Here is a 25,259-nt window from a genome sequence, read left to right as displayed (position 1 = left end):
GCTTCCGTTTTAAATTGGAAATGGGCTGATTGTTATATATGTTTAGTCTAATTAGTTGAAAATTTCTCCGCCAGCACAGTTTACAATTGTTCCGTTTAACATATTAGCTCCTGTTGTTAATGCGAAAATGACTGTATCAGCAACATCTTCAGGGGTTGCAGGAATATTAGGTCCTGTAGAAGCTTGTAGTTTAGCTAAACGATTTTGATCTAAGGTTGTTACAGCTTTAGATCCGATAGCAGTGAGCATTGTGTTAGGTGCAACACCTACTGCGCGAATTCCTAAATCTTGATAATCTTGTCCAATTGATTTAGTTAGAGCGGCTACACCGTGTTTTGTTGCAGAGTATAGACCGTTGAAAGCTGTTGGTTTATAGCTATTTGAAGAAGCAGTATTAACAATATTACCGCCACCGTTTTCTAGCATAACAGGAATAACGTATTTTAAACCAAGGAATACACCTTTTAAGTTAACGCTAACAACTCGATCAAATTCACTTGAATCATATTCATGAACTAATCGCATTGGAACCATTAGACCAGCGTTATTAACGAAGTAATCAATTGTGCCAAACTGTTCAACTGTTTTATTTACATAATTTTGTACTTCTTCTTCATTAGCAACATTTGCTTTAATAAAGATTGCTTCAGCACCTTGTTGTTGAACAAGTGATAATGTTTCTTGACCCGCTTCTTCATTGAAGTCAACAAGAGAAAGGCGATAGCCTTGACTTGCTAGTTTAATGGATAATGAACGACCTAATCCCGTAGCCGTTCCAGTAATTAATACTACTTTGTTTTGCCATAGTATTCTCCCTCTTCCCATTGCATTTAGTAATACTTAATAATAGAATGAAAGCGTTTAACTTTTATTGGAAAGTGTTTGCTTTCGAGAAACAAATATAGAATAATAGTCGCTTGGTAAAAATTAAATACAACTATTATATAAATATTTGTTAAAATTTATGTATTACTTATTTAAAGTTTAGCACGCTTGGTATTCATTAGCGAAACTTTTGATTAAAAGTAGAAAAGATTTGCATTCGTGCAATTTTTATATCTCTTAGTAATGAAGTAAATGTTTAACAATTAAGAAAGGACGAGTGTATGGACAAAATTAAGAAAATAGGAAAAATAGCAATACCTTTACTAGTCATCTTGTATGTTATATATCATGCGAAAACGGAATTGCAATCTATTTCTATACGAGAAGCTATTCGGACGATTCATCTTCTTTCAAGTGCTGAATTAACTTTATTGATAATTCTTGGGCTTCTCTCAGTATTTGTTATGGCATTTTATGATGTTGCTATGATTAAAGGTCTAGGATTAGCGGTTCCATTGAAGAAATGTTTACGAATAGGATTTATTGCAAACAGCTTGAATATTGTGCTCGGCTTCGGGGGGCTGGCAGGTGCTACAGTTAGACATGCTATTTACCGATCATATACGAAAGATACAAAAAAATTACTATTTGGAATCACATGGGCGACTACTGCAACTTTAATGGGTTTATCAATATTAGCACTTTTAATTTTAATCAATTTAATCCCAGATAATAATTTGATGCAAAATAAACCATGGATGTTTCCCGTTATAATCGGAATGGCTTTGCTTATGCCAATTTACTTTGCTACATCCTTTGTTAGAGAAAAGAAGAACCCTTCGTCAAGAACATTTAATAATCCTATCAAGACAGTAAGTGCTCTAACTATTGTTTCATTATTAGAATGGTTGTGTGCTGGTAGTATTCTTTTTCTATTGCTAGAAATGTTTCAAATCGATACGTCATATAGTGTAGTTCTAGGGGTATTCGTTATCGCATCTATTCTTGGTGTTATAAGCTTTGTTCCGGGAGGTTTTGGTTCATTTGATTTAACCTTTTTAATAGGAATGAGCTCTTATGGTTATCATGAAGAAACTATTCTTTCTGTCTTATTGGTGTATCGTATTGTATATTTCTTTATTCCATTTTTGTTATCGTTACTGTTAACGGTGTTGGAGTTTTCTAGTAGTACTTTACGTAAAATCGAAAGTAAACCAATTATTGGACCTGCTCTTGAAACAACAGGTGTCGTATGGGCTTTATATAGAGAATTGTTAACAAAGCTTTGGGATTGGGCGTTATGTATTTTACTCTTCGTCACAGCATGGATAAACATCGCGTCTGTTCTGATTCTTCCGTTTCAAACGCCATTAATTTCAAAAGGCGTATCTAATTTTAGCTATAATCTTATTTTTACGTTTTCTGTTATTATTTTATTAAACTTACGAGGTATCTTTAATAGAACAAAGAAATCCTACTATTTTGTTATGGTTGGATTAATAGGTTCCTGTATAGCACATTTATTAAAATCTTTTGATTATGAAGAAGCGATTATTTTAGCCGTTATTATAGGTATTTTAATAATCATACGTAAACAATTTCAAATTGAAAGTGTGTTAATTTCATTTTTTTATTATATTTTCTCTGCTATTATCGGAGCGGGTGTCATTCTATTGTATTACGTGATGGGAACTAGTATAACTACCATTGAAAATGCTTCTGATTTCCGTAGTTTTCCACAAGTATTAGAAACATCCATTTTCGCACTTTGTTTTGTACCGATTCTAATAGGTTTAGGTACTTATATATTCCGAAAGATTCGTGTGAAAGATCTTGGCATACCTTACGATAGAGAAAAGTTGCATTCATTTTTACAGCAGTATAAGGGGAATTCATTAACTCACCTAGGTTATATGGGTGATAAAAGAATGTTCTTCTCTAGCAACGGAAAAGCTTTAATTTTATTTAGAAAATATCGAAACAGATTAGTTGTTTTAGGTGATCCAAGTGGTGAGCATTCTTCTTATTCATTAGTTTTAAATGAATTTATGAATGAAGCAAATAATTATGGATATGTAGTTGTTTTTTATCAAATCGATCAATCAACTATGCACTTATATCATGATTTTGGTTATCAGTTTTTTAAATTAGGAGAAGAAGCTTGTGTGAATATTGATACTTTCTCAATATCTGGCAAGAAACAATCTAACTTTAGAGCTAATTATAATCGTTTTAATCGAGAGGGCTATACATTTGAATTATTCAATTGTGTGACAGATGAACAGTTGAAGGAAATGGAAATTGTCTCAAATCAATGGCTAGGAAAAAGAAAAGAAAAAGGTTTCTCAATGGGAGTATTTTGCAAAGACTATGTTAAAGAAGGCCCTATTTGCTTAGTAAGAGATGTAAATGGTACATTATTAGCATTTGCCTCACTAATGCCCGCTTATGATGAGAACAAGATTTCAATCGATTTAATGAGGCATCTACCTGAAGCGCCTGTCGGAACGATGGATACTTTATTTTTACATTTAATCTTCTGGGCTAAAGAACAGGGATATCATACCTTTAATTTAGGCATGGCTCCACTATCTAATGTAGGAACACAAAATGAATCTTTCTTAGCAGAAAGGATAGCGGGTACGATCTTTAATAATGTTCGTTATATGTACAGCTTTAGTGGTTTAAGACGATTTAAAGGGAAGTACCATCCTAAGTGGCAAGGTAAATACTTAGCGTTTCGGAAAAACAAAACTTTATTTGCATCAATCATTCTTGTTACGAGAATGATTGGAAAAGGCAATCCAATAGAGAAAACGAAAAAAGTTCATAAGAAAGTTCAAGAAAAGCAATCCTTACCAAGTTGAATGAATTATTTTAAAACCATATTAGCTTTTCTTTCATTCATATGTTACTATTTAGCTTGATATATAAAGAGGAAGTGACACAAGTGATTAAAATTGAAATACCAAATCCAGATTTAACAATTACACAACGTAAACAAGTATTAAAACCAGGCGATATTGAAATTAAAGACATTTACGGATTTATTGATTTTCACCTTATCCCACGCGATAAAGGCGGAATCTTTATGTTTTATAATATTAATGACGAATTGCTATTCGTTGGTAAAGCTCGTAAGCTAAGACAACGAATTAAGAAGCATTTTGAAGACAATGTATCTCCAATGAAGAAACATCGTGATGAAGTATATACAATTGAGGTATGTTACGTAGAAGATTCAATGGAAAGAGAAATTTACGAAACTTATATCGTGAATACACTAGAAGCGAAGTATAATATCGATAAAGTGTTTTATAAATAATGTTGTATAGAAGCTGGCTACTAACGTAGTCAGCTTTTTTTATTATTCTGGAAAATTGGGTATGATTAACATAGAATGAAAAAGAGAGATATAAGAATGTGGAGTACGTAAATGAACTTTATTCGGAATGAATGGAAAGAAAACTCTCTTAATAAATTAGATCAAATAGTACCTAATTTTTCTGCAAGAGCTTATCAATTAGATGAAACAAGAGACTTTTCCGTTTGAAAATGTGAAAGAGCTTCAAGAGGCAGACTATACTTAATTAACGCTTCCATAAGCCTTTGGAGGAAGTGAACAAGGTCTTTATGAAAATTAACTATGCCAGGAAAGTGGCGGGGAAATATTACCGTGATGTTAGAGCGGGACTACATAATCCACCAATGGATGATGCAACAACTATATTACTAGCAAAGACAGTTCTTTCTATTAAATTATAATAGTACAATAACTTTTAAGTTATATATCTATGAAATTTTGCAAATGTATTGTATGATGAATCTCGGGTTTTACTAAAAGAGTGAGGTTTTATTATGCGTGCAGAAGCATTTTTTCGTCATCCAGCGGGAATGGCACTTTCAGCAATTATAGCAACTTTTTTATGGGGAAGTGCATTCCCAGTTATCAAGCTAAGTTATAAATACTTAGAAATTGGCCCGAATGATATCGGTGAACAAATTTTATTTGCTGGTTATCGATTCTTTTTGGCTGGTGTGCTTATTTTTATCTTCTATGCAATAATCGGTAGAAAGAGTGAAATGAAGTATCAAGCTTCCTCATTAAAGATACTAGTGGTATTAGCGCTTCTAATGACATTTTTTCAATATTTATTCTTTTATATTGGTTTAAGTGGAGCAACTGGGACACATGGAAGTATTATTTCAGGAACAGGATCATTCTTTCAAATCATTTTTGCCCATTTCTTATTGAAGAATGACAGATTGAGCCTACCGAAAGTAATTGGACTCTTAATTGGTTTTGCTGGTGTAATGATTACTTTCATCCCTAAAGGAGATGTCACTTTCACAATCGGTTATGGGGAATGGTTTGTATTAGCATCTACTGTTGTTGCGGCATATGGAAATATTGTAACAAAACGAGCTTTAACAAACTTAAGTGCCCATTATTTATTAGGGTACGGCATGATTATTGGATCTAGCTTATTATTGCTAGTAGGCGTAATCATGACAGACTTTACGTTCTTTGCTTTTTCACTAAAAGATCTCTTGATGCTAATTTATTTAGCCTTTCTGTCAGCAACAGGTTTCTTACTTTGGAATAACATTCTTAAATATCATCCAGTAGGGAAAGTTACATTATTTAACTTCTTAATTCCTGTCTTCGGTGTAATGTTAAGTGGGGCATTCCTAAATGAGGCTGTAGGTATGACTGCATTAATAGGGCTTGTTTTAGTGGCAGCAGGTATTATTATTGTCAATATTGTCGATGTGATAAAAGTAAAAATCAATGAAAAGAGATATTCCTGATCCGGGAATATCTCTTTTTGTATCATTTGTTATCAATTATCGTACCCGCGTCCAGGTAAAAATGAATTTGCTACATCAGTTACGACTTCATCATATTTTTCTTTCCCATTAGTAGGGTATTTGATGACCAGTGTATTAATGGCGTCGTTCGCAAAAATTCCTTTTTGATACGTAATAATCCCATTACTTTCATAAGAGACAACATACCAATTACCACTAACTTTTTGATAGGCAATAGGTGCTGAGATATCAGAAAGAGCACGATTATAATACGTTTGAATCGTTTCGTTTTCTTCTAGGAGATTAATATGTCCAGCAGATGCTGTGATTTCAAGTTCTCCGTTCGAAAATCTTCTTCCGTCGTTATTTGTTGGCGCCTCTCCCATAGTAGAAAGGTAACTCGGATATTTGAAAGAAAAGCCAAAGCGAGTATTTCTATATGATGTATAGGTATCAGTATCTGTTCTGCGACTATCCGTGTTAGTTACCGTTTCTTGTTGTTCTGTGTTTTTAATAGCCGTTACTTGTGCAGCATCTTTTTTCTCTATTAGCAAATTAGCTACTTCATCTATTTTTTTTGACATATTACTATTTGGCTCGATTAGGTTTTTTAAAGTATCTAATTTACTTTCAGCGGTTTCAAATTCTTTATCTGCAATTAATGTTCGGATTGTATCTAATTCTTGTTGATAACTTAATTCATTTTTTCCTTTTTTTATTTGTGCTTCCATATCAGTTAAGTCAACATTTACGTAATCTAAGTTAATATCTTTCATATTTTTAACTGTTTCTAATAAAGAGGTGGCTTTGTCATAATCACCACTGTTAGTGGCTTGCTTTGCTTGAATAATTAATTCAGTTTGTTTTATGTATAAGTTCGCAGTTTGCTTATCCTCTTTATCATGAGCGGCATCTTCAAAATATGCTGTCGCTTCCGAGTATTTCTTTTCCTTTAAAAGGTCTAAACCTTTTTGTAATGCGTTATCTTTCTCTGAACAACCCGACAGCAATGCTAAAGAAAGGCTTGCGCAAATTATTCCTATGAAAATTTTCATTTTGATCCTCCAATGTTTGTATTGAACTATAACAATATTGTGTAATAGGTCCAATATATAATTATCATATAACCTTAAAAAGGAGCAACGAAAATTTAAAATATAAAAATTATTCAATTTTTAATACTTATTCTCATAATGCGTTTGAGAGCTTATTTTATGGATATATAATAAGTAAAAATAATGGGAGGACTCTAAATGAATGCAATAATCAAAGCAATTATTCATAAGTTTAAGCACCATGAAAAAGAGAAAAAACCATATGATAAACAATCAGTAAATGAGAATGAAAGAAAAGATAAATCTATTGTAAAGAAAGAACTTCTTGACCCAGAGTTATATCGCTATGCCCAAGGAGCGGTTATATATATGTACCAAACTACTTTATTAATCCCTGATGTAGATGGGATAATGTACGAAAAGTATAAGAGTAAATACATGAAAAAAAATCAAATCTTCCCATCAGATGTTAATGGAGAACTGATGAAAGAAATAAAACTTTTGGATGTGTATTTCAATACATTCCTGCTTAGTAAACAAGGCATTGAAAGAGGATATGATTTTAGCGAAGAAGAAATTCAAAAAAACATCGAGAATGTCATATTACAATGCATGGAGATAGAACGAAGATTTGGCATTAATTATATGTCAGCTACAGCTTAAACTAATTATAATAAAAAGCACCAGAAGACAAATTGTCACTGGCGCTTTTTATTATTCTTCATCTTGATAATGTTCCATACAAAACGTTGTAATTAATTGAAGCTCATCATCTTCTAACTCAAAATCTAAATATGTATTTTCACCTTGTTCAAATAAATCATATTTAACTAATTCTTTTTTATCTTCATCGACAACAAAAATAACTTTTGCCATAACCCCATTTTCATGAAATAGTTCATCATCTTCTGGAATATTTAAATAAAGAATAAATTCATATCGATTACCTGGTAAAATACCAAATGCATCATTAATTAATTCCACTTCATATTCGTTAATAGAAATCATCATAATCATCCTTTCATCCATTGCATTACTCATTATAGCGATAAAATGCTTATAAGAAAAGCGGGTCTGCCTTTTAAAATCTTATAATTACATAAAACTAAAATAAAGTAAAAAAAGAGCTAAAATTCAAAAACTTGACGTAATCGTATTCATATTCTAATATATTTACATATTCTAAATAAAAGATTCCTCATCAGACAAAGATGAGGTAGAGGTTGCGATTTTTAAGAGTAAATAAACCGAGAGACAGAAAACTTGATGACGTTTATTGAAAGGAAACATCGCCGAAGCGCTATAGGATTTCTGACTATAGTAAAGCTGGGACTGTATCGAATAGGTGCAGGACTGTCATAGCAAAAGCTATGATGAACTATCCAATGAAGTCTGGTGCAGCATATTATGCGTCTTCAACACACCAACTTTCTCGGTGTGTTTTTTATTTTATGCTATTCTAGAAAAACTCTACCCATCACTTATAAACATCTGGTGAAAAGACATCTCATGAAAAACAAACTAGAGGAGAGCTTCCAGGTGGGAAAAAATCAAAAATTAGGTATTTGGATCTTAACATCATTAGTAGTCGGTAACATGGTCGGGTCAGGCATTTTCATGCTACCACGTTCTCTTGCAGAAGCGGCTAGTCCAGCTGGAGTTATTTTAGCATGGTTATTCACCGGTTTAGGCGTACTATTCGTTTCATTTGTATTCGGAAACTTAGGGCGAAGAAAACCTGAACTGAGCGGGGGCCCACAAATTTACGCTAAAGAATTATTTAAAAAAGGATCACAAGCGGCTACGTTATCAGGCTTTATGGCAACATGGGGATATTGGATTGGGAACTTAGCAGGAAACATCGCAATCATTACAACATTTGCAAGTTATTTATCAACGTTCTTCCCAATCATGACCAACCAAGCAGTACTAGTAACGATAGGTAGCTTTGATTTAAAAGTAGGTAATGCACTAACATTTTTAGTTTGTACAATTGTATTGTGGGGAACACATGCCCTTGTACATAAAGGTATTGAAGGTGCTGGTAAAGTAAACTTAGCTGCAACAGCTGCTAAAGTGACTGGATTTTTTATCTTTATCATCATTGGACTTTCAGCCTTTCAAGCTGCCAATGTAACGCCATTTATTGCTGATAAGACGAATGAAGTAGGACAGTCAGTAGGAATGTTAGGGCAAATAAATGCAGCCGCTGTAGCTACGTTATGGGCCTTTATCGGGGTCGAATCGGCAGTTGTATTCTCATCAAGAGCTAAGAAGCAATCAGATGTAAAACGAGCTACAATTCTTGGACTATTAATCACATTAGCTATCTATATTGGAATTAGTACACTTGTAATGGGCTTATTACCGCAAGATGTACTGGTAACATCAGAAAAACCTTTAATTGATGCTATAGAAACTGTATTAGGGCCTATTGGTGGTAAACTACTAGCAGCTTTAGGATTAGTTTCATTGATTGGTTCAACAATCGGTTGGGTAATGCTAGCTGCTGAAGTACCAAGTGCTGCAGCAAAACAAGGATTATTCATTCCTCGTTTTATGAAAGAAAACAGCAAGGGTATACCAACTTTTTCATTATTATGTACTAATATTTTAGGACAATTATTTATTTTCTCAACGATATCTAATACAATATCAGATGCATTTAATTTTATTATTTACATTGCAACGTTATCGTATTTAATACCTTACTTAATATCATCTACATTCCAAGTGAAGCTAGTATTTACAGGTGAAACGTATGAAAATGGTAAGGGAAGAGTAATGGATGGTATTATTGGTATTCTAGCAACATTGTATGCTGTATATGTTTTATTAGCTGGTACATCAGATCTTAAAACATTCATGCTAGGTATGGCATTATTAGCAAGTGGAATACTATTCTATGGTTTTGTTCGTAAAGAAGAATCAGCAACCATTCCAATTAAAAATGCTGTAAGTAAAAAAAATTAATCCATTAAATTGAGAAAGGCACCTAGTTGGGTGTTTTTCTTTTTTATACAATAAGAACATACGTTCTGTATAAGGGAAACGAGCACTAACAGATTTTTATGAGTGTTTTACAAAAATTAGGTTAAATTAAAAGCTGAATAGCATATATATGTGGTAATTTCATCATAAAAAGTGCCGTTTTCTTAGGTGTAGAACGTTTGTTCTGTTTGGTTTAAAGAAAGAGGAGGGAGATATATGATAGATATACAAAACTGTAAAGCAAAAGGTTACCGAGACTTTGATATTTCTTACACGCTAATGAGAGGGAATTGTGATACAAAGCGATTAGCAATTCTTTTACCAGGTGCCGAATATTCAATAGAGAAACCATTATTTCATTACATTACCTCCGTATATATCAACAGCAATATTGATGTTCTCCACATAAAGTATTGCTATGATCAAGAACATTTTAACGCAAAAACGAAAGAAGACCTATTAAAAGCTTTAAAACATGATGTTAATACGGTTATTACAATTGTTTTAAAACAATACAATTATGAAAGTTTTCAATTAATTAGCAAATCATTAGGAACAATAGCTTTAAGCAGCTTAATATCTAAAAAGGAATTTAAAACAGCGAAATTAATATGGTTAACACCGTTATTAAAAAATGATGAAGTATTTTTAACAATGAGAAACTGTTCACATAGAAGTTTAAGCATTATTGGAAATGTAGATCCAAACTATAATGAAAAACGATTTAACTTAGTAAAAGAAAATCAAAACATGATTGCAAAACTTATCACTGGAACAAATCAAAGTCTGGAACGATCAGATAATATTATTGAATCATTAAATATACTTAAAAAAATTATGATTGAAATTACGAAATTTATTGATGAAGATTAATTTCTTGTGGATGATTTATAAAGTTATAAGTTAATGCTCATTTAAATAAAAAATTCCTGTTTTGTCTCACTATCAATAGTATACTTTTTATTTGAGACGGAATTTTCTTTTTGATACATAGCTTCTTATAATATATATTATGTAAACTAGAATGAAATCTAAACAGAACAATAACTCTAGGTTCTTTGTTCTCATAATAATCATTATAGTAAAGCACCCCTCTATACGGACAAATAATTGACGATTTAATATACATAATCTTCAATGATGCTCTTTTAAGTGTTAGGTACGGTCTATAATTAGCGGTTCAGTCTTTATAATCAACTTTTTTGGAGGTCATGTACATGCATATGCAAAATGCAATTGATGAGTATTTGTCGTATATTCAAATTGAAAAAAAACTTATCTGTCAACACGATTCAAGTTGCTTCCTCTTCCTTATCATCTACTTTCTTCTTAGAAAAGGAATAGTTCAAATTCTTAATTGATTTATTTTTTCTTATTCCTTCTTAAATAATATTTGATATGGTCTTTTTTACTGTGCCCTAATAGAAATTTAATAGCATCATGTCGATATTTCCTCTTTCATCTATACTTTTTATATTGTTCGTATTTTACAACATAATTGTTTTATCCAGTCGCTGAAGAACGTTCATTTTTTATGAAATAATACGAATGTTAATTTGTTTTAAACCATAAGTGTTCGTATTATTGAGAAATGAAACAAAAAAAACGAAATAGAACTTGTCTCCTTCGTTTTCATTAGGTTTTCTAGTGAATCTGTACCATGATAATCGTCTCTTATCCGCTGTACGTTCACTTGTAAAATCGACAAGACCATCCGCCTTTCGTTTTTGAATATTTAGTCTACCATGTTGATATTCATAGTCCTTCACAAGCTGATAAACGTCTTTTGGAATGATACGACCTAATTTTGTTCTACTTTTATACTGGTTCTAAAATGAGTTGAGCAAGCCTTTTTGAATACTGTGTTTTCTGACGATATCTTTTAAATGTTCTTTTTGTGAGTACGTTTGAATAATTAAGGCACTGTTCCTGTTGTCAAAGTTATTTTGTCGATAGTGCGTTAAACGATCTTGCAGAGTCATCATTTGCTCATCAAATTATTTACGTAAATAGACAATCTTTTTATTGACGTAATCGTTCCTTTTCATTTGAACGCCTTGTAAGAGTCTGTACAGTTGAGAAATTAATTGTGTTTTAAATGAAGAATCTTTAATCCCTCTCCAAAATAGCTACTTTATTAGGTAACATTTGAAATAGGAAGCATAGAACAGCAACATTACCCAGAGCTATCAACCCAATTTGAACCATATAATTTAAAGTTAAAAGTGTGCTATCAAAGAATCCAATTCCTTGAACAAAATTATTAGCTACACCCACTAAGCAATCAACCCAAAAAGAAACACGCCTATCCCTTTCCAAATGATATTTATCCGAATATGGTAGTTCAATCAATAAACTTCTAAGATAAGTAAGTTGCTATGACTCTATCAAAGGTATTCAATTGGAGATATCCAAGGATTATCTAGTCAATATTCCTCGCATACAATCTATTTTTTGAATATAATTAAAATTACACATTCTAATTAAGTTCATTTATCAATTGGTGGACAGCGACACTAAGTTAGAGGAGGTTTTATATGAAATCGAACCTATTTCTAAGCATAAAATAGTCTGCCTGTAAGGGAGTACTACCCTTGAACCCTTCCAGGCAGACGTTCCATTCAAGGGAGTGTGCTTAGATGAAAAATCGTTCAAGAGCTTATTTTAGACACCAAAGAAATCGTATTGTGCGTAGTCGCTACAAAATGCATTACAACCATTTTGATGAGACGTTAGAGGAACTATTACCTAATTCTGCTTTACTGCGTGAACCCGGACGTTTCTCTAAATATAATTTGAGTTGTAATTGTATGATGTGCAAATACGCTAAACATTTCGATGTGAAAACATTTCAAAATCGTAGAAGTCTACTGTCCTTTAAGGAGCAGTTAGAGGAATACGAACAAGATAATCCTTATACACGTTGATATCTATATAATTAAAGCATATAAGCAGGAAATATTCCTTTTCTGCTTATAAAACGTCCATGATTGTTGTCCCCATTCGCTTCGATTCAGTTATCACACGGTATATTGTGTCTTCGAAGTTTTCAAAAGATATCCTATTCAATAATGAAACTCTATCTTCTTTTACTTTTTACAGAACACTTATTGGTCGTCTTACAATTTTCTATTCAATTACGCGCTTTAACAATTCACTATAGCTATCCGGACGACGGTCACGGTGAAATTGCAAAATATTGCGGGCACGCGTTACTTCTGTGAAATCAATCTCAGCCATTATAATTTCATCTTCTTTTGTTTCAGCTTCTTTTATTACTGTTCCCCAAGGGTCACTTATAAAACTGCGGCCATAAAATGTCATAAATCCTTCTTCACTATCTTCTTGTCCTACTCGATTGACCGCTGCGATGAACATATTATTGTGAATTCCATGTGCACGAATGGCATCCATCCATGTTTGTGACGTATCCAAATCAGGATTGTCCGGTTCTGAACCGATAGCAGATGGATAAAATACAACATCAGCACCTTTTAAAGCAAGGATGCGAGATGGCTCAGGGAACCACTCATCCCAACAAATTAGTACGCCGATCGTTCCATACTTTGTTTTAAATACGGGATAGCCAGTATCTCCTTCTGTAAAATAGAATTTCTCCATATATTGTGGACCTTCAGGTATGTGGTGCTTTCTGTATTTTCCTAAACAGTTTCCATCCTCATAAACAACAACTGTATTGAAATATAAACCATCGCGGGCATATTCATAAAGAGAAACGATGATTACTACTTTAAGTTCTTCAGAAAGCTTTTGCATACGATTTGATATAGGTCCTGGTATAGGTTCCGCCCATTCATATTTACTCACATCAATTGTTTGTGGAAAATATTTACCACCAAATAGTTCTTCTGTACAAATAACTTGTGCTCCATTTACTGCTGCATCACGGATTAATTTCTCAGCCGTTGTAACATTCTGCTCACGATTCTCTACACACCTATGTTGGATTAGTGCTATTTTCATTTTTCCCTTTTCCATTTTTTATCTCCCTTTCTTAGATCAATCATTTACTTTCTAATGACAAATCAGAAGTTGATTGCTTCCATTTTTGAAGGAAGACTGTAAGTTTTAGGCCTACGATCTCTAAAAAATTGATTAGTAGTTCGTACTTCCTCTATTTCGTTCTAATTCGACAGTTTAAATTGAAATCCCTGCTTGATTACCTAAAATTATACAACTTAACCAAATAATTTGAAATTAAATGTTGTTTTATCAAACAGCTATTGGTATTCCTCATTCTGACCGTCCAGCTGACCGTCCAGAAAATCTATTTGATTCATCTTGGGAAACTGTTATGAGAGGTCACGCAATAGCGAATGATATTTTTCTTACAGCGGTCAGTCGAGTAGGAGTAAAAGATATAAAAAATATCTATTCCCTTGTTTTTAAATTGATTGTGATACTACGCTTGTAACGATTAGAAGATAGATACTAACAACTTTCCCTATTCCAAGATGATGGGAGTGAAATGCCTTGACTCCTCCCCTACTCTAGGTTGCTCAATCTTGATGATATCTGCTCCCATGTCACAGAGCAGCATGCTACTATAATGACCTGCTGGAGTTCTAGATAAATCAAGCACTTTGATGTCTTCCAAAGCCTGCATAATTATCACCCTTTTCTTAAAGGCTTTCATACACCGTTAAATGATGTTGAGCGACACAAAAGTACTAAATCCTAAATTAAACGAGTTAAAGGAAAAATATTAAGGAGTTTTGTGTCAATAATCGTCCTATCTATAAAGTTGCCTAGACGATCTTTCCTTATAGAGCTATCCTGCATCGTTTGTCCAATAAGGACTTCAACAGAAAAAGGCATTAATCCTTCTTGAATTAATGCCTCCTAGCTTCTCGATTAAAGAAGAAATACTTATTCTGTTATACAATCACTAATCTTTATTCTCCAAATCATATGGTCATTCCCATAACCCCAGTAATCCTTAAACAAGTAATTGGGGTCTCCAAATTTCTTTTTCCAAATTCTTTGTGCACTATTATATCCACTATCTAAACAAAATTCTTCGATTTTATTTTTTTGCAAAATATCATAAATTGCCTTCAATAATAAATTCCCTACTCCATTTCTTTGGGAGTCAGGATGAACAAATACTGTACCTACCTCAATCAGTCCTTTGTAAGCATTGTTTGTACATTTTTTTATGAGATTACTTACTGGGCCATATTCAATTGACCCTATTATTTTGTCTCCATTTAAAGCAATTAAGAAAAATCTTTTCTCACCATTGCTTTCAAAATCACTTTCTATGTATTTTTTCTTAGTTTCTATTTCATCATTAATATCATTCAATTTTTCTCCTATGCCTTCTTTGATAAACGTATCAGTAATCACTGTTTTAAAAAAATCATTTAACTGTTTAATGTCGTCAATTTTAGGTCTTCTAATTCCCACATTGAGCATCCAAAATTCCTCCAAGCTTTCATACATACTACAGTAATCCTTCTTAAATTAAACTGCTCCGTTAGCTGCATAACGAGTTCTGATTTTCTGCTATTGTTCGCAGCCTCTTTAAAATTCTTTCTTAACAGACATAAAATTTTTGTAATCGAAATCTTAATCCTTAACTTCAAATGGGGCAGCAAGCTCATTAATAGTAGCCCGATACTTACCTGATGTTAATTTATATCTCAAATCATCTACTTTCAAACTTAATGACGACAATTCGCCTGAAGGATGAAGCCTGCCTTGTTCCGTAAAATCGTTTGTTTTCATTGGTACTTCATACCATAAATCACCTACTTTCTTCTCGAGAAAAATATGTATGCCTGTTGTATATGTTTTATTACTGTTATTTTGAATCAAAACCGTAATTATCTCCGATGATGTGGAGTATTTCACTTTTTCGGTTGATATAGTGATTCCATTAACCGAATTTGGACGTATTTGAGTAGACACTTCTTCCGTAAGAGAATCATTCGATTGACAACCTATTAGTATAAGAAATAACGCTATAAAGCAAAAAATAACTAAATAATGCTTTATCATTAATAATGTCTCCTCTCATAATATTAGATGATTTATTAGACGAGAAATATATTATCTAAGTTTCTAAAGATCAGGATAAATAAACTGATTTTTGCATAAAACCATTTTGATATGAATCTTATTAATTAAATTAAGGAGTAACAATCTCTACAGACCATAAAAAAGAGCTTATATCTTTTATTACTTAGTAATTAAAGATATAAGCTATCCTATCAAGTCCACAAGGGCTCAATGTATATTTAATTAAATTCGCTGTACGTTTACGTATTGTATTACTGCTGCTTTCGATTTAATAGTTGTTCGCGCAATGATTTGACGTAAGCTTTAACGTCTTCGGTTTCTTTTTGAAGATAGGTGATGCATCGTTTTCCGTCCTTTAATTGGATGGAGATGAGATCGCCTTCTTTGATGGCAAAATCAAAGCTTGCAACAGGAAGTAATTCTTCGATAAGCTCGTCTTTCCTATACAGCAATTTGACTTGCCCATTTTCAATGGATTCGACGGTATAGGCACCTGTTTTCATTAATTCATCTCACTCACTTTCACACCATTCTCATTATACAATTCGGCTTTATCGCCACTGTTCGCCCAAATGTTTCCTGTAGACCATCTGTAATAAGGTGGCGTATTTTTCGCATTCGGTCCAGATGTGATGTAAATCGTTTTTCCTGCATCGATTGTGATATTCCCAAAGGTATACGTTTGATTTCCTTGGACGCTGACTAATTTCCAACCAGACAAGTTAACGCTTGTTGTGCCGGTATTTTGGATACCGACAATTTCACCAGCCAAGTCTTTGCTGACAATTTTAACAGAAGCCGTTGGTGTCACTGTTCCACCACCGTTTACCGTTAAAGTTCGACCGTTCGTTGAAGTATTAATAGGTCCTTTGACTGTATCCAAAATAGTAGCATTGACGGCTTTCAGACGATTGACAACCGTTGAATTCGGATGACCGTAGCTATTATTTTCGCCATACGATAAAATCGCATACTTCGGTTTCACTTCATTCAGGAACGCTTGTGATGATCCAGTTGATGATCCGTGATGCGACACTTTCAACACTTCGGCTTGTAGATTATACTTCGCTACCAGCTTGGCTTCTACCTCTGTGCCTGCATCACCTGTCAATAAATAATCGATGTTGCCGTATGTCACCATCAACACAATCGACCCATCATTCAATTCAGACGCCTTGTTGTCGACATATAGCACTTTCACATCTATATCAGAATCCAAGGTAATATTTTGCCCAATCACCGCCTCCTTAAAGGTGGAACCTGCTGCGTCAATGGCTTCTAAATAATCAATATATGTTTGTGTTGTATGTTCTTGTCCGGAATCGATGACGGTTTTAACATTATAATTTTTAATAACATAATCGGCACCACCGATATGATCGGCATCCGGATGCGTAGCCACGAACGTATCAATCGACTTTACACCCAACGCATTTAATTCCTTAGCCACTGCATTATCTGAGCGACCGGCATCGACTAACATTGTTTTGTCATTCGGGAATTTAATGAAAATCGAATCCCCTTGTCCAACATTTAAAAATGACACATCCATCTTATTTGTCCCCGGCAAAAAGGCTGGATTTAACGCACGTGCCATGAAAGCCGAGAATTGACCGCGTGTCACGGCAATATTCGGTCGATACGTATTATCTGAATAACCGGTAGTAATTTTTGCAGCTAACAGCTTGCCAATATACGGATAAGCAGCTGAATTCATTGAAACGTCCTTAAAGGTAACGTCCGTTGTTTCTTCCAACCCAAAAGCACGGACTAAGAAAATCGCTACTTGACCACGTGTAACGGATTCATTCGGTCGGAATGTGCCATCCGTGAATCCAGAAATAATGCCCGCTTCTACAGACGATTGAATGTAACCCGAAGCAACACTGCTCTTGCTTACATCCGCAAATTTCGTTGGTCGCTGTGCACCGTCCAATCCGAGCGCACGCCCAATCATAATCACTGCCGCCGCACGTGTTACAGTCTCATTCGGTTTGAATGTACCATCCGAATAACCAGTGATAATGCCCTTACTTGTTAAATAATTAATTTCTTCGTAAAATGTGTAACTAGTTGACACATCCTTGAACGTTGCCGCCTGTCCATTCGGCACAGCAAAACACGTTAATAAAAGAAAACTCAAGAAAATCGATGTGAATTTTTTCTTCATGCTTCTGTTCCCCTCTTTGATATTCTGTGATCTACTTTTTAATTAACGAAAAATTTAAAGCCAGACCCTCACAGTCATTTTACATCATTCAAATAATAAGGATAAAGTGAAAAATCATTTGTGAAATATAGGAATTAAACCTTTTTTCCATAATTAGTTGTTCTTGAACTGTAATATCAAGAACAACATAAAAGATTAAATTTTTAAGGGGATTAATGCCCATTTATATGGTTTATTGTGCTTTTTTACTTATTCTTAAAAAAATTTTTACAAAAACCCTCCTATTTATTTACATCAATTTCTTAAAATTGATTTGTTCGAATATTCTAAAAAAGGATGGTATTTTATGAAAACTAGTATTTTTAAAAAAGTGATAGTCGGTACAACATTAACCGTAGCAATGTCGTTTGCTACAACTACTACAGATATTCCATATAACGTCTTATCCCAAAGTACGTCTTCTGTTGCATTTGCTAATGAAGGAAGTGTGCTCGACTTAAAATTCGACAACAATACGAGTGATAGCTCGACTAGCGCCATAAACGCTTCAATCTTTGGTAATCCTGAATTTGTTAAGGGTAGGATTGGACAAGCTATCAAATTTGCTTCTCAAGGACAATATGTGGACCTCGGTAATAGGGACGAGTTTCGTTTCGGTGAAAGTACCGACTTTACTGTTGCATTCTGGATTAAATCAGAAGGAATCAAGGGTGATCCTTCCATCATTTCAAATAAGAACTGGAATTCTGGAAGCAATACTGGGTGGATTTTGGCCATGAACAGTTCCGGTGATCTTATCTGGAATTACAAAACTTCTCAGAGTGACCGAGTAGATTACCGCATATCAAGTGTATCTGATAATTATTGGCATCATATCGTCGTTTCACATGACCGAAAAAACGGAGGGGTAAGCTTTTATAAAGACGGAAACCTGATTAAAACAGTGGATATCTCGAACATGAAAGGAACGATTGACTCTGGTTATACAACTAAACTTGGTCAAGATGGTACAGGAAAATACGGTTCTACATTAACTGCACAGCTTGATGAATTACAGATTTATCGAAATAGCTTGACCGAAACAGAAGTTCGCGCTATTTACGATAGAGCTCCTTCTTTACCACCAACTCCAGTAGAATCCATCACGTTGGATCAGACTGAGCTCAATCTGAAAAGCGGTGCGCCTCTCCCTTTATCAGCGACCATCTCTCCAATAGATGCGACAGTGAAAGAGGTTGAATGGTTTTCCAGTAATGACACAGTAGCAAAGATAGAAATAATTAATGAGCGTCCAACTATTGTAGCTGGGAAGCCCGGGAATGCAACAATCACAGTCAAAAGCGTTGATGGCGGTAAAATAGCGAAAGCTAAGGTGCATGTATCGAACTCCTTGGATGTGTCAGGAGATGGGTTGTTAACGGAAGATGATTTAAAAATCATCCGGAAATACACAAACAGTCGTGAAGGTGATAAACGTTGGGAACAAGCCCAAAAAGCAGATATTAACAATGATAAAAAGGTTGATCGCTCCGATGTGAAAATAATGGAGGGTAAGCTAGCTCCTTATAAGAAAGATTTTCTTTACAAGCGAGTAGTATTTATCGGAATCGATGGAGCTGGGAATGGAGTAAAAGATCCGCAAGCAAACGCTATAAATATACAGAAATTAATGAGTCAAGGAGCTGGAACATATGAAGCCAAAGCTATGATGCCAACGATTAGTGGACAAAATTGGGGTTCTATGTTCCATGGAGTTGAACCTTCAAAACATGGTCTGAACAACGAAAACGTAGGTAATCCTTATCCTGAAAAAAATCCTTATCCATCTTATATGAAATTGTTGAAACAAGAGCGTCCTATGCTTAATCAAGCTTCCTTTACTACATGGTCACCGATTAATAAAGGAATTATTGAAGATTCTTCTGGTGCATATAAAGTAAATGGTGCTAACGATAATATTACGATTCAAAAAACGTTGGACTATATCAAAGAAGAAGGTAAAAACAGTCGTAATATTTTTGTTCATTTAGATGAAGTTGATGGTGCCGGTCACAATAATGGCTATGGTAGCTCGAATTGGCATGAGGCATTACAGAAAGCTGATCAGCACGTTGGGCAAATCGTCCAAACGATAAAAGAAGAAGGACTTCTGGAAGATACTCTAATCATAGTTACAACGGATCATGGCGGGAAAGGTTCTAATCATGGTGGTGCCACCCTTGAAGAACAGACGATCTTCTGGGTTGCTAATGGAAAAACAATTACTCCCGGAACCGTATTGTCCGATGTGAGAAATATGGATACTGCTGCTGTCATTGCTCATGCACTGCGTCTAGATATCCCAGATAATTGGAATGCGAAAATTCCGACAGGACTATTTAAAGGGAAAAATTAAAAGATAAGTAAACAGATGCTGTTTCTTTAAGTGTATATAGATTAATGAACTAACACTTTTAATTAGTAATTTATTGAACGATTATATTTAATTGAAGATAAAACAGAGATCGATATGATTGTATACACTTTTGTGTCATTTATCGAAAAAGTATACACTTTCGTGTCAAAATTCTTAGACACAAAAGTGTATACTTTTTGATTGAAATACTATTATATTTGGATTTTATCTGTATATACATATATACATTTGTGTCACTCGTCAAGAAATCTCCCTACTGTTTTGACACAAAAGTCCCTACCGCATTTTTATAGAGAGCTTTGTGTCAAAATATAATCTATATGTTTTATCATCATTAACGAATTCTAACTAAACATTAGGAATTATTCGATCAAAATCATTGAGTTCATAACAAACTATATTTGATTTTCGGTTATTAGTAATCAACTTTTGTACTTCTGCATAAAACACTAACAGCAACCAAGCGTATTATTTAATAATAAGATTTATTCTTGCATTATAATCCAGATTTATTTTAAAAATAGCGCTAAAAATATCATTTAAATAATTATCATAGTTTTTTGTAGCAAAAGTTAGAGGTGTTGTACCTTCTCTTCTCTTTCTTTTACCATTATCAATTGTAGAATAATTACTATCTTGCGCAAAAAAACATCGTCTATCTAGAAACACCCATATGAATAATTTTCGCTTCTGATTCTACTTTAATCTTCATTTTCGGATAGATGTTGTTCCATTCTTCATCCCGTATATGGGTTTGCTTCGCCAAAAATTTATTTTTTAATTTTAATGGATCAAGACCTTGCTTTTGAAAATTTATCAATATATCGTATGCTTGTTTATTCACTTCTCTCTCCATGTCTTTGTTTAAGTGTTTTAACATCTCTTTAGTCATTATGCCTTCGCTCTGCGACATTTTTTTAATTTCTCCTTTAACATTCAGCTTTACAAGCATACTATAGGAATTCTTCTCTTTCTTAAAAGTATATTTAGCCGCTCCTGTTATATTTTCTATTACTGCATCTCTATTTTTAGAATGATTAGTTGTAAATTGAAAGATACCGTGTTTGTGTTTTTCTTTTAATGTTTTCAAAATAAACATTCGATTTGTTGAAACACGTCCTACCATCTTATTCTTATGTAAGACTGCAACTCCAGAAACGGTAATTTCGTCTTTCTCTTTCTTTACATATGGTAAAAAAGCATCACCGTTATCCTGGAAAGAGTCCTTCATATAAAAATGCAGATTAGTTGGTATGCCATTATAATTCACATAATTTTGCACTATCATATTAGTTATATAGATACCGATATTAAGATTGGATTGCGGTGATTTAGTCATAATAAGATCATTCACCTTTCCTTTAACTATAGCTACCAATACTCTGTCCCCAACAGTCGGGTCTCGATAACTATAATCTATTATATCTCTGACTCCAAATTCCTTCGCTATTTCTTCACTAATTAATAAAATCCTTAATTGCCCTACTACTACTGGAAAAGCAGATTTTTTAGAAGCGTGACCTAGTAAATCACCTGATAATTTGGATTCAGCTCTTAATACAAGGCTCTCGCCTTTTGTTTCAGGTTTAAAGACTGGAATGATAAAAATCCCTTCAATCTTTTCTTTACCTATTTTGTCATAACCAACAGCTTGGGCCATATTTACATCATCAATTACTCTTGGATCTGCACAACCAGTGAGTAATAGTAGAAAACACACTGATAAGACGATTTGTTTCATGTTTTTTTCCTCACCTTATGTTTAATCCATATAATTACTAGAAGGATGGGTAAATAAAAATAAATAATGATACTCCCAACAGGTGTTATCCATTTTACGATATGAGATGTAATATCGTAGTAATTAAAAATGATTAAAATGAAAAACAGCAAAGCCATCATTACTAATAAAGGGTATTTTTGTTGAATGTTTGCTGCTCGTTTCACAATGCGACTTGCTGACCAAAGCGTAAGAACTAAATTAGGTATGATTACAAAAACCCACCAAGATACAATGATGATTTCAAATCTTTGAAGAAAAGAAAATTCAACGATAGCTGCTAACGATAAAGTAGGCCAAATATGAAGTAAAAGCTGTTGTAGCGAATAAAAAGAAAGAGTAACCATGTATACAAATATTAATAATACAGTGGTACAAAGGACGCCTATTTGAGCATACTTTTGAGATGATTTCGCATTCTTTATAAATGGATAAAACACAATTAATGTTTCGAAACCCATCATGGTGAAAACCTGTTGCTTACTTTCTTTGGCAATCTCTAATAAACTATGATCAACTATTGGATGAAGCTGGCTAAGATCAGCATATTTAAAGACATATATTGCAAGAAAAAGCAGCCAATAGGATAGTGTAATACTAAAGAAAGCAATCCCGTTAACGGTGCGAAATCCTCCCGAAATAATATAGTACGACAAGAGTAATAATGCGAAAGCAATACACCAAGACGGTACTTCTTGAAACATCCATACATGAACTATATCTGTATAACTTGAAATAGTGATTAAACTCAATCCTAAGAAATGTAAAACCAATATAAGATTAAGTATATTTCCTATCCATTTACCAAAGACATAACGATTAACAGTGACAATATCTCCCGGCACCAAACTAAATATTTTATAAATAACCCAAATGATGAGGTTTATACTAAACCCTGCTATAATCAAGGAAAGCCAACCACTAGTACCGGCTGCCTTAGCTAATGGTGCTTGGAAATTTAAGATGCTTATTCCAATTTGAACGGAATGTATTAAAAAAAGGACATAGAAAGAAGATACTTGGTACTTTTCATTTACTTCACCTTGTTTCATTCCGAAGCCCTCCTCTTATTACTCATAAAAATCATTTGTACTCTTTTTTGTTTTTTTAAGCTTAGTCTGATGTCTTAAATTGTCTCTGGTTCTTAGATTTTCCGGCCTTTTCTTAAAAAGAGAATAAGGTAATCTAATAAAGCTATCTTTAAAATCTTGTATACGAGTTGGATAAATAGGCTCCAAATAAGGGGAATTCACGGATTGCAATTTAATGAGATGTGTTAATACAAATATTGCAATCACCATAATACCTAATCCTCCCCATAACTGTGCTCCTATTAAAAAAGGAAATCGTAGCAATCTGATAGCATTACCCATCTTATAAACAGGTGGAACAAATGAAGCAAGTGCTGATAATGCAACTATAATTAATAAAATATTACTAGTTAATCCTGCAGCTACTGATGCTTGCCCAATAACAATCCCACCTACAATACCTATCGTCTGTCCAATTTTTGTAGGTAGTCTCGCTGCCGCCTCTCTCAATAATTCAATTGAAATCTCTAAAAAAAATGCTTCTATGATTGGTGAGAAAGGAATCATTGTTCTGGAAGCAACAACGGTTTCTAACAAATCTTTAGGCATCAATTCATAATGAAAAGTAAGTACCGCTACATAAGCAGGTGTTGCAAAAATTGAAAAAAGGATAGCGAACATACGTAAAAGGCGAAAAGCTGAAGCTTGTAACCAAGGCATCTCATAATCTTCTATTGCTTGAAAATACTCAATTGCTGTAGTAGGAGTAATAAGAATTGAGGGGGAACGATCGACGAAAATTGTAACTTTTCCTTCGGCTAAGGAAGCTGCTACTCTGTCAGGCCGTTCAGTATTTAAAAATAATGGAAAAATCGTATATGAATTATCATAGAGCATTTGGCCAAGGTAGGAACTATCCAAAATTTGATCAAACTCGATATCATTAATTCTGTGAATTAGTTCAGAAACTCGCTTTGTGTCTACAATGTCCTCTATATACATAATTGAAATTTTAGTTTTAGATAATGTTCCTATATCTAATTCTTTTGTTTTTAATTTTGAAGTAGGTAGCCTTTTTCTCACTAAATTAATATTGACTGTAATATCTTCAACAAAAGCTTCTTGAGCACCTATGACTCCAAACTCTACTTCTGGCGTACCAACTTGTCTACCTTGTTGGGCGGCAGCATTAATCAATAGACATGTATGCAAATCATTGTCTAGTCGGATTGCAACATGACCTGTCATAACCTTGGATTCAATTTCCTTCGAATCACTTGTAATAATCGTCGAATCTATGGGTATTTTCGCTTTAAAGCTTTCCAGAGAATATTCAGCCTCAAGTAGATAAGGAAGTATGCTTTCGTGAAGCACTTTACCATCTATCAAATCTCTATAGTAAGAAATCCAATATATATTTTTTCGATGATAAGATTTATAGTTGATAAAATCATCCGAACTAGAAAATATGATAAATAGCTCATCTTCATCAGTAATTGGCTTATCAACCTCTTCTTCCTGTTCTTGCACTTGTGTGTTTTCTATCTTTTTTCTTTTTTTAAACAATCCAACTCCCTCCTTTATCACATATTGAAAGTTAGTATGAATCTCTTTCTTACTTATTATGCGAAAGGATATGAAATCGTAATTTGTTCGTAACAAATACAAAAAAGAGTCCTCAATGGAAGGATTGTTGCCTGTAAGCTGCATAAGAAAAAGCCGTCTAAATGACAGCTTCTGCTATTGCACTCGATAGTTTAGGTACATCGTTTCACAATATTTAGGTAAGTAAATCAAAATAATAAAAAACTCATTCTCGGCTTTCAATAATTTTTAATTTCCGAATAAGATGCCTCAAATTAATGAAGCATCTTATTCAATTTTGTGTTTTCTTAGATATTTTCCTAAAACCTTTATTCCACTAAACCCGTTTGTGCAATAAGAAGTCGTATTAACTTAAAAGCTAATTCGAACTTTATCAAACATTTTTTATAAATGGTCAAACTTTGTTATATTTTATCAAGCTTTATTTTAGAGTTACATTTACCCTATTAATTGAAGATTAAAGCGTTAATAAAGTTTAAATTTATTTAGCCAAAACGGACACTTTAAACTCTATGACACTTTATAGATT

The 25,259-nt window shown here is 33.5% G+C and carries 23 protein-coding genes and 1 riboswitch; of the genes, 10 read left to right on the top strand and 13 right to left on the bottom strand.

Features of this window, described 5'->3' with window-relative positions; translation table 11 throughout:
* Positions 1-51 precede the first annotated feature (51 nt).
* A complete protein-coding gene (locus TX86_RS08440; protein WP_042347991.1) occupies positions 52-825 on the bottom strand; it encodes an SDR family NAD(P)-dependent oxidoreductase in 774 nt (257 codons plus the stop codon).
* Positions 826-1,106: 281 nt separating this feature from the next.
* Between TX86_RS08440 and mprF the strand changes: the two genes are divergently transcribed.
* The 4 genes from mprF to TX86_RS08425 all read left to right on the top strand — a co-directional run bounded on the left by mprF (position 1,107) and on the right by TX86_RS08425 (position 5,637).
* Entirely contained in the window at positions 1,107-3,692 is a 2,586-nt protein-coding gene (gene mprF, locus TX86_RS08435) for a bifunctional lysylphosphatidylglycerol flippase/synthetase MprF (RefSeq protein WP_052343597.1), read from the top strand.
* A gap of 83 nt (positions 3,693-3,775) precedes the next feature.
* Positions 3,776-4,150 carry a nucleotide excision repair endonuclease gene (locus TX86_RS08430; RefSeq protein WP_042347988.1) on the top strand — a complete coding sequence of 125 codons (375 nt, stop codon included), beginning with the start codon at positions 3,776-3,778 and terminating at the stop codon, positions 4,148-4,150.
* Positions 4,151-4,458: 308 nt separating this feature from the next.
* The gene (locus TX86_RS27400) at positions 4,459-4,590 is read left to right on the top strand and encodes a hypothetical protein (protein ID WP_268258261.1); all 132 of its coding nucleotides are present in this window, start codon (positions 4,459-4,461) and stop codon (positions 4,588-4,590) included.
* Positions 4,591-4,683: 93 nt separating this feature from the next.
* A complete protein-coding gene (locus TX86_RS08425; RefSeq protein WP_042347986.1) occupies positions 4,684-5,637 on the top strand; it encodes a DMT family transporter in 954 nt (317 codons plus the stop codon).
* Between the two features lie 32 nt (positions 5,638-5,669).
* On the opposite strand, the gene TX86_RS08420 is transcribed toward TX86_RS08425, so the two are convergent.
* On the bottom strand, positions 5,670-6,692 hold the full coding sequence (locus TX86_RS08420) for a hypothetical protein (RefSeq protein WP_042347984.1): 1,023 nt from the start codon (positions 6,690-6,692) through the stop codon (positions 5,670-5,672).
* Between the two features lie 198 nt (positions 6,693-6,890).
* Here TX86_RS08420 and TX86_RS08415 point away from each other — a divergent pair, with 198 nt between their 5' ends.
* Entirely contained in the window at positions 6,891-7,355 is a 465-nt protein-coding gene (locus tag TX86_RS08415) for a hypothetical protein (RefSeq protein WP_042347983.1), read from the top strand.
* Between the two features lie 51 nt (positions 7,356-7,406).
* On the opposite strand, the gene TX86_RS08410 is transcribed toward TX86_RS08415, so the two are convergent.
* Positions 7,407-7,721, bottom strand: coding sequence for a DUF6509 family protein (locus TX86_RS08410; protein WP_336469854.1), 315 nt, complete (start codon positions 7,719-7,721; stop codon positions 7,407-7,409).
* A gap of 180 nt (positions 7,722-7,901) precedes the next feature.
* Positions 7,902-8,081: riboswitch (Lysine riboswitch) on the top strand.
* A gap of 150 nt (positions 8,082-8,231) precedes the next feature.
* Here TX86_RS08410 and TX86_RS08405 point away from each other — a divergent pair.
* Together TX86_RS08405 and TX86_RS08400 are read left to right on the top strand one after the other, a co-directional pair.
* Positions 8,232-9,665 carry an amino acid permease gene (locus TX86_RS08405; RefSeq protein ID WP_042347979.1) on the top strand — a complete coding sequence of 478 codons (1,434 nt, stop codon included), beginning with the start codon at positions 8,232-8,234 and terminating at the stop codon, positions 9,663-9,665.
* A 234-nt stretch (positions 9,666-9,899) separates the two neighbouring features.
* Positions 9,900-10,556 carry a hypothetical protein gene (locus TX86_RS08400; protein ID WP_042347977.1) on the top strand — a complete coding sequence of 219 codons (657 nt, stop codon included), beginning with the start codon at positions 9,900-9,902 and terminating at the stop codon, positions 10,554-10,556.
* A 659-nt stretch (positions 10,557-11,215) separates the two neighbouring features.
* On the opposite strand, the gene TX86_RS27205 is transcribed toward TX86_RS08400, so the two are convergent.
* A complete protein-coding gene (locus TX86_RS27205) occupies positions 11,216-11,452 on the bottom strand; it encodes a hypothetical protein (protein ID WP_230203595.1) in 237 nt (78 codons plus the stop codon).
* 870 nt (positions 11,453-12,322) lie between these two features.
* Between TX86_RS27205 and TX86_RS08390 the strand changes: the two genes are divergently transcribed.
* Positions 12,323-12,610 carry a hypothetical protein gene (locus tag TX86_RS08390; protein WP_042347973.1) on the top strand — a complete coding sequence of 96 codons (288 nt, stop codon included), beginning with the start codon at positions 12,323-12,325 and terminating at the stop codon, positions 12,608-12,610.
* A 202-nt stretch (positions 12,611-12,812) separates the two neighbouring features.
* On the opposite strand, the gene TX86_RS08385 is transcribed toward TX86_RS08390, so the two are convergent.
* A complete protein-coding gene (locus tag TX86_RS08385; protein WP_042347971.1) occupies positions 12,813-13,682 on the bottom strand; it encodes a carbon-nitrogen hydrolase in 870 nt (289 codons plus the stop codon).
* 223 nt (positions 13,683-13,905) lie between these two features.
* Here TX86_RS08385 and TX86_RS08380 point away from each other — a divergent pair, with 223 nt between their 5' ends.
* Positions 13,906-14,118: a hypothetical protein gene (locus TX86_RS08380; RefSeq protein ID WP_154663084.1), complete on the top strand. Its 213-nt coding sequence runs from the start codon at positions 13,906-13,908 to the stop codon at positions 14,116-14,118.
* Between the two features lie 30 nt (positions 14,119-14,148).
* Here TX86_RS08380 and TX86_RS27600 read toward each other — a convergent pair whose 3' ends face one another.
* From TX86_RS27600 to TX86_RS08360, 5 genes are all read right to left on the bottom strand, one after another.
* Positions 14,149-14,244: a CoA transferase gene (locus TX86_RS27600; protein ID WP_369126215.1), complete on the bottom strand. Its 96-nt coding sequence runs from the start codon at positions 14,242-14,244 to the stop codon at positions 14,149-14,151.
* 329 nt (positions 14,245-14,573) lie between these two features.
* Entirely contained in the window at positions 14,574-15,122 is a 549-nt protein-coding gene (locus TX86_RS08375) for a GNAT family N-acetyltransferase (RefSeq protein WP_042347968.1), read from the bottom strand.
* A gap of 153 nt (positions 15,123-15,275) precedes the next feature.
* Positions 15,276-15,707 (bottom strand): immunoglobulin-like domain-containing protein, encoded by a 432-nt coding sequence (locus tag TX86_RS08370; protein ID WP_042347966.1) that lies wholly within the window; start codon positions 15,705-15,707, stop codon positions 15,276-15,278.
* A gap of 272 nt (positions 15,708-15,979) precedes the next feature.
* Positions 15,980-16,231 (bottom strand): DUF3006 family protein, encoded by a 252-nt coding sequence (locus TX86_RS08365; protein WP_042347964.1) that lies wholly within the window; start codon positions 16,229-16,231, stop codon positions 15,980-15,982.
* Entirely contained in the window at positions 16,231-17,898 is a 1,668-nt protein-coding gene (locus TX86_RS08360; RefSeq protein WP_052343596.1) for an S-layer homology domain-containing protein, read from the bottom strand. The genes TX86_RS08365 and TX86_RS08360 overlap by 1 nt, the downstream gene beginning before the upstream one ends.
* 346 nt (positions 17,899-18,244) lie before the next feature.
* Between TX86_RS08360 and TX86_RS08355 the strand changes: the two genes are divergently transcribed.
* Positions 18,245-20,293 carry an alkaline phosphatase family protein gene (locus tag TX86_RS08355; protein ID WP_052343595.1) on the top strand — a complete coding sequence of 683 codons (2,049 nt, stop codon included), beginning with the start codon at positions 18,245-18,247 and terminating at the stop codon, positions 20,291-20,293.
* Between the two features lie 676 nt (positions 20,294-20,969).
* On the opposite strand, the gene TX86_RS08350 is transcribed toward TX86_RS08355, so the two are convergent.
* Genes TX86_RS08350 through TX86_RS08340 form a run of 3 tightly spaced genes read right to left on the bottom strand, consistent with a single transcriptional unit; the run spans position 20,970 to position 24,655 of the window.
* Positions 20,970-22,055 (bottom strand): Ger(x)C family spore germination protein, encoded by a 1,086-nt coding sequence (locus TX86_RS08350; RefSeq protein ID WP_042347963.1) that lies wholly within the window; start codon positions 22,053-22,055, stop codon positions 20,970-20,972.
* Positions 22,052-23,146, bottom strand: coding sequence for a GerAB/ArcD/ProY family transporter (locus TX86_RS08345; protein WP_042347962.1), 1,095 nt, complete (start codon positions 23,144-23,146; stop codon positions 22,052-22,054). Before TX86_RS08345 ends, TX86_RS08350 begins: the two co-directional genes overlap by 4 nt.
* 18 nt (positions 23,147-23,164) lie before the next feature.
* A complete protein-coding gene (locus TX86_RS08340; protein ID WP_439096848.1) occupies positions 23,165-24,655 on the bottom strand; it encodes a spore germination protein in 1,491 nt (496 codons plus the stop codon).
* Positions 24,656-25,259 lie beyond the last annotated feature (604 nt).

Source organism: Bacillus massiliigorillae (assembly GCF_000380245.2).
GTDB classification, from domain to species: Bacteria; Bacillota; Bacilli; order Bacillales; family DSM-1321; genus Bacillus_AD; species Bacillus_AD massiliigorillae.
This window is presented reverse-complemented; position numbering and strand designations above follow the sequence as displayed.